Raw genomic sequence first — 6,148 nt, forward strand, 5'->3', positions numbered from 1 at the left:
TGCTCGCAGGCAGCCGCAAGCAACTCGATCTGGCCCTGTTCGTGTTCTCGGATCAGGGACTGGTTAATGCGATGGAGAACCTGCAGCAGCAGGGCGTCAACATCCGCCTACTGGCCGATCCCGGCTTCGCCAACCGAGCCTTCAGTGAAGTGCTCGATCTTCTCGGCACCAAGCTGCCCGACCACCGCTGCGGCCTGGAGGCGGCGAACCGCCCCTGGCAGCGCCCCCTGGAGAGTGTGGGCACACCACGCCTGGCCAGCGGCGACAAACTCCACCACAAACTGGCTGTGATCGACCACCGCACCGTGGTCACCGGCTCTTTCAACTGGAGCCCCAGCGCAGCTCATCAAAACGACGAAACCCTGCTGGTGCTCGACTCCCCCCAGCTGGCCGAACACTTCACCACTGAAATGAACCGGCTCTGGAAGGGGGCCGAGCTCGGCATCACCCCCCGGCTGCAGCGCAAACAGGAACGGCAGCAGGTGCGTTGCGGCAGCGGGGTGCAGCGCAGCTGACCAGGACTGGCCGCCGTAATTCAGGCCACACCAATGGTGCCCGTACAAGCACCAAACACCACATCTGGTGATCAACCCCTACGCTCAGCGCACAGCAACCACTCTGGCGAGAGGAGTAAGACCATGCCAAAAAGCGGCGGCTTGGGCAAAACCGGAAGCCTGATCAAATCCCTAGCCGGCTCCTTAATCCTGCCCGCAGAAGACTCAACCCCAGCCGCGCCGGTGGTCTACACCACGGCCATTCGCAGCGAGGGCAGCCTCAGCGAGTCAATAGCGGGGATCAGCGTGCTGGCCAACCAGCTCGGTTTTACCCACGCCCCCGAAACCCTCTATGCCGTTGACGGCCAGAGCGCCGCTTTCCACGCCGACCATGGCGCCAGGGCAGTGAGCCTGGCGGTTGAATGCAATCCGCAGCAGCAGACAGTTTCCCGAGCGGTTAGCGGGCTGGACAACCAGGACACCTTTGAAACATTCCATCAGGTGTCCAGCACCTTGTTTGGTGACTGCTGATCTTCGGGAACGCCCCCTACGCTGAACGTCTTCCTTATCTCGCGGCCATGGATCACCAGCCGGCCTCCCGCAACACCTCAGCCACCCTGGATGCCATCCAGCTGATGCTGCGCGACCTCCACACCCGGCACGATGAAATCCGCCACCGGGCCGCATTCCGCGGCTGCACCAACGAACTGCTGGCCGTGCAGCAGGAGCTCGTGGAGTATTTGCTTAGCAAGAAAAGTCAGTTGATGGGCCATGTCGACCCGGTTAGCGGCGGCACTCGCAACTACAACTCCTTCGTTTGAGTAGCCCCTTGAACCACCGCCCCAAGGTGGTGGTAGTGGGTGCCGGACCGGCTGGCGCCAGCTTGGCCCTACTGCTAGCCCGTGGCGGTGTGGCCGTAACCCTGGTTGAGGCCGGCACCAGCCTGGAGCGTCAATTCCGCGGCGAAGCGCTGATGCCCTCAGGGCTAGAGGCCCTGGCGGCCATGGGGCTACTCGAGCTGATTCCAGGCCTGCCCCACCGGCCCCTGGTGGGATGGCGCTTCGTGGTGAATGGCCAGGAGCTATTCACCGCCAGCTAGCCTCTCGGCGGCGATCCCAGCCGACCCTGCACCCTGGTGAGCCAGCCGGCCCTGCTGGAGGCCCTGCTGAAACTTGCCGGCACCTACCCCTCCTTTGCGATTGAGCGCGGGCAACCGGTGGTCGACCTGCTCTGGCAGCAGGAGCGGGTGGCGGGGGTGCAACTGCGCGATGGCCGTCAGCTGCCTGCCGACCTTGTCGTCGGCTGCGATGGCCGGGGCTCCCTGGTGCGCCAGAAGGCAGGGCTAACGCTGCAGAGCAGCCCCAGCCCGATCGACTTGCTCTGGTTTCAACTGGCCAGTCCCGCGGCCTCGCCCTTGGCTGGCTCCTTCACCACCCTGGTGGGTCCCGAGGGGGTTTTCAGCGCTTTCGAAAGCGCCAGCGGCGGCTTGCAGCTGGGCTGGGTTATGGGCAAGTCTCAAGCCACACCCGAGCTCAGTAGAGAAGGCTGGATCGAGCGGATGGCAGCCTTGAGTCCGCCGCAGCTGGCGGCCTGGCTACGGGAGTGGAGCGGCGGATTGGGCCCGCCCAGCCGGCTGACGGTGCAGGTGGGACTAGCGGAGCGCTGGTGCCAACCGGGCCTGCTGCTGCTTGGCGATGCGGCCCACCCGATGGGACCCGTGCGCGCCCAGGGCATCAACATGGCCCTGCGTGATGCCTGGGTAGCCGCCAGGCGGTTGTTGCCGCTGCTCAGCAGTGGCTGCAGCGGCGCTGCCCTTGACGGGGTGGCCGTCCAAATTGAGGCGGAGCGGCGGCCCGAAATCACAGATATGCAAACCCTGCAGGCCGCCGAAGCCGCCCGGGGAGAGCAGTTGCGGCAGCAGGGTTGGTTGCGGGGGGCTCTGGCGATCGCCGCCCCCCTGGTGGGCCCGGCAATCGCTGCCCACTGGAGCCAGCAGCAACAATCGCTGCGCCAGGGACTAGCCCCGCTGCCAGGACCGCCATGATGGGGGCCACCCCGGTGGAACCATGGCCGCGCCTCGGATTGATCCAGCACTTGCCCTTGGCCTGATCGCCCTGTTGGCTGCCAAGGACCCGCCCTACCCCTCCATGGAACTGTTGCGCGAGCTCCAGCTCCACACCTTCGACTGCGGCAGAGACAACACGATTGAAGCCTGCGGCAAGGCACGCACCATGGCCGATCCGCTGCTGGATCACCCCCGCCTAGGCGCCAACTGCAAGGACGCCATCTGGACGATCCGCGAACGTGCCAAACCAGCTGCCACCAACACTTTTGAGCGGCGTGAGGCTCTCAACAGAGCCGGCCAGGACCTGATCCCCTTCTGCAAGCAGCAGACCCGCTCGGTCGCCCCGAGCAAAACCGACAGCAAACCCCAGGAGAAAAAGGGCGGGTTTGGCCTAATTCCGGGCTCCTGATCCTGACGCCGCCTGGCTCTCGATCAGGTCCAGCACCTGCTGGGCAGTGCTGTTCATAAACGCCAGCGACCAGCCGACCTGCACCACCGCCTGATCGGCCAGGGCACAGAGACCATCCTTCTGAGCGGCAACTTCACAGCTGGCAGAAAGGCCCAGCAAGGCATTGGTGAGCTTGCCGCGCAGGCAGGTTTCCTTGCCGCGGCGATGGATCACGGCTTCAGCTGCCAAACGACTGCGCTGAACTGCCTCCCCCAAAGGGAGAGCGCGGGCTCCCCCCATCACTGCCGCCCTGCCGGCTTCTGTGGCTGCCAAGGAGCTCGCCGTTAGTGCCAAGCCAGCCAAGCAAGCCACTCTCCAAATGTGCCCGCTGGCAAACCTGCTTTCGGCCAATGCCCCTCTCCCTATTCAACTGCCTTCCCTTGGAAGCTAGTCAGTTCTGTAAGGGTGACAAGCCAAGGCTAATTTGGTGCCCCAGTGCCTCCGTGGATTCGGCCGATGACCAGCAGTAATCCCGTGAGCATTCGGCAGATTTCCCTGGCCCAGCCTTTCACCGACCAGAAGCCCGGCACCTCAGGCCTACGCAAAAGCAGCCGCCAATTCCAGACTCCCCACTACCTGGAGAGCTTCATCGAAGCGAGCCTGCAGGTGCTGCCAGGCGTGGCCGGCGGCACCTTGGTGGTGGGAGGTGACGGTCGCTACGGCAACCGCGCAGCCATCAGCGTGATCGCCCGCATGGCCGCCGCCCATGGCGTGGCCCGGCTGATTACCACCACCGGCGGCATCCTCTCCACTCCGGCCGCTTCCCACCTGATCCGCCAACACGGCGCCGTGGGCGGGGTGATCCTCTCGGCCAGCCACAACCCCGGCGGCCCCGATGGCGATTTCGGCGTCAAAATCAACGGCGCCAACGGCGGCCCCACCCCGGAATCGATCACCGACGCGATTTACGCCGCCACCTTGGAACTAGGCGGCTATCGGATCTGCGCAGGCGGCAGCGATCCCGACCTCTCAACGCCAGGGCTCAGCCGCATTGGCGACCTGCAGGTTGAGGTTATTGATGGCGTCGACGACTACGTAGCGCTGATGCAGCGCCTGTTCGACTTCGACCAGATCGGCGATCTGCTGCGGGGCGACTTTCCGATGGCCTTCGATGCCATGCACGCGGTGACCGGCCCCTACGCCAGCCGGATCTTCGAAGAATTGCTCGGCGCTCCCGCGGGCACGGTGCGCAACGGCATCCCCCTGGAAGATTTTGGCGGCGGCCACCCCGATCCCAACCTCACCTACGCCCACGACCTGGCCGAGCTGCTGATGGGCAGCGATGCCTACAAATTCGGTGCCGCCTGCGATGGCGACGGCGACCGCAACATGGTTCTGGGAGCGCGCTGCTTCGTGAACCCTAGCGACAGCCTGGCGGTACTCACCGCCAACGCCACCTTGGCCCCGGGCTACGCCGATGGCCTTGCCGGTGTGGCTCGCTCAATGCCCACCAGCGCCGCCACCGATGTGGTGGCAAAGGAGCTTGGTCTGGCCTGCTTCGAAACGCCAACGGGCTGGAAATTCTTCGGCAACCTGCTTGACGCGGGGCGGATCACCCTTTGCGGTGAGGAGAGTTTCGGCACGGGTTCAAACCACATCCGCGAGAAGGACGGCCTCTGGGCCGTGCTGTTCTGGCTGCAGATCCTGGCCAGGAAGCAGGCGTCGGTGAGCAGGATCATGGCCGAGCACTGGAGCCGTTTCGGCCGGCACTACTACTCTCGCCACGACTACGAAGCCATCGCCAGCGAGGCCGCCCACGGCCTCTACAACCGCATCAAGGAGATGCAGCCCGCACTGGTGGGCCAAAGCTTCGCCGGCCGCAGCATCGCCACCGCCGATGACTTCGCATACACCGATCCGGTGGACGGCTCCCTAACCAGCGGCCAAGGCCTGCGTCTGCTGCTCGACGATGGCAGCCGAGTGGTGCTGCGCCTCTCCGGCACCGGCACCCAGGGAGCCACCCTGCGGGTTTACCTGGAGAGCTATGTGCCCCCTAGCGGCAACCTCAGCCAGGATCCCCAAATGGCCCTCGGCGAGCTGATCACCGCAATCGATGGACTGGCCGAAATCAAGACCCGCACGGGGATGGATCGCCCCACCGTGATCACCTGAGGCGATCAGGTGCCGCCGGCAGCACCAACCAAACCCTGAGCACGCCGATCAGCAGCAGACCCGCGAACGCGATCAGCATGCCGTTCTGCTGACCCACGGTGCCAGATAGATAGGTCACCGCCATGGCGCTCACGGCCGCCAGAGCGGTGCCGCCCACCAGCAGCTGCCGGGCGCGGGTGTTGCCCGGCAGGGACACCCGCAGGCTGGAAATGGCCACCAGGCCATACACCAGCAGAAAGCCGAGCACGGTGAACCCACCAAACAGGCCGAAGATCTGGTTGATGGTGAGATTGCGCTGCACCACCAGCGCTCCTCCGGCCACCAAGGGCAGACCAGCCGTGAGCAGGGCGCAAGACGGGGTGCGGAAGCGGGGATGCACCCGGGCCAGAGGGGCCGGCACCAGCTGCTGCTCGGCCAGGCCGAACAGCAGTCTGGCCATGGCGGTAAGAACCCCGATGCAGGTACCGAATAGACACAGCAGCGCGCCGACCTTGATCCACAGCCCCGCCCCGGGAATTCCCAGTCGATCGGCCAGGGCACTGAGCGGATCGAGGCCCTGACGGGCCGCCGCCGGCAGCCAGGCCAGACCCTCCGGCAGGAATGCTCCCCAGACCACGAACAGCCCGCCGGCGATCAGCACGGCGGTGCGAATGCTGCGCGGGATGGCCCGCTCCGGCTGGAGCGCCTCACTGCCCAGGTTTGCGGCGCTCTCAAAGCCGATGAAGCTGAGCACAGCCACCATCAATCCGGAGCGCACTTGAGCAGCGGTGTCGTTCAGAGGATTTATGGCCGCCAGATCCGGGGCGCCCCAGCCCTGCCTTACCACGGCCGCAGTGAGGCTGAGGATGATCAGGGCGGAGAGGCTCTCGGTGACCATCATCGTGCGAGTGGAGAGCTGCACGTCGCGGCGGGCCAGCTCCAAACAGCCCAGAGCCCCGATCAAATAGGCCAGCAGCCGCGGCGCCTGCAGGCCCAGATGCAAGACCAGCTGCTCGAGGAAGAACCCAAAGAACACCAGACAGCCCAGCA

7 protein-coding genes and 1 pseudogene are annotated in these 6,148 nt (G+C 65.5%); 6 read left to right on the forward strand and 2 right to left on the reverse strand.

The features are described from left to right. The 5 genes and pseudogenes from KBY71_RS14520 to KBY71_RS14540 all read left to right on the forward strand — a co-directional run. The coding region (locus KBY71_RS14520) for a phospholipase D-like domain-containing protein (protein WP_254929604.1) at positions 1–515 on the forward strand (515 nt) is incomplete at its 5' end. Between the two features lie 123 nt (positions 516–638). Continuing rightward, positions 639–1,025: a hypothetical protein gene (locus tag KBY71_RS14525; RefSeq protein ID WP_254929605.1), complete on the forward strand. Its 387-nt coding sequence runs from the start codon at positions 639–641 to the stop codon at positions 1,023–1,025. A 47-nt stretch (positions 1,026–1,072) separates the two neighbouring features. Continuing rightward, entirely contained in the window at positions 1,073–1,315 is a 243-nt protein-coding gene (locus KBY71_RS14530) for a hypothetical protein (protein WP_254929606.1), read from the forward strand. 35 nt (positions 1,316–1,350) lie between these two features. Then, positions 1,351–2,538 (forward strand): annotated as a pseudogene (locus KBY71_RS14535) (FAD-dependent monooxygenase). Positions 2,539–2,560: 22 nt separating this feature from the next. Continuing rightward, entirely contained in the window at positions 2,561–2,968 is a 408-nt protein-coding gene (locus KBY71_RS14540) for a hypothetical protein (protein WP_254929607.1), read from the forward strand. On the opposite strand, the gene KBY71_RS14545 is transcribed toward KBY71_RS14540, so the two are convergent. After that, positions 2,951–3,181 carry a hypothetical protein gene (locus KBY71_RS14545; RefSeq protein ID WP_254929608.1) on the reverse strand — a complete coding sequence of 77 codons (231 nt, stop codon included), beginning with the start codon at positions 3,179–3,181 and terminating at the stop codon, positions 2,951–2,953. The genes KBY71_RS14540 and KBY71_RS14545 overlap by 18 nt on opposite strands. Before the next feature lie 282 nt (positions 3,182–3,463). Between KBY71_RS14545 and KBY71_RS14550 the strand changes: the two genes are divergently transcribed. Beyond that, entirely contained in the window at positions 3,464–5,119 is a 1,656-nt protein-coding gene (locus tag KBY71_RS14550) for an alpha-D-glucose phosphate-specific phosphoglucomutase (protein WP_254929609.1), read from the forward strand. Here KBY71_RS14550 and KBY71_RS14555 read toward each other — a convergent pair. Next, on the reverse strand, positions 5,112–6,148 hold a 1,037-nt coding region (locus KBY71_RS14555; RefSeq protein ID WP_254929610.1), incomplete at its 5' end, for an APC family permease. The genes KBY71_RS14550 and KBY71_RS14555 overlap by 8 nt on opposite strands.

Origin of the sequence: Cyanobium sp. T1B-Tous (genome assembly GCF_024345475.1) — a bacterium.
Classification (GTDB): domain Bacteria; phylum Cyanobacteriota; class Cyanobacteriia; order PCC-6307; family Cyanobiaceae; genus Cyanobium_A.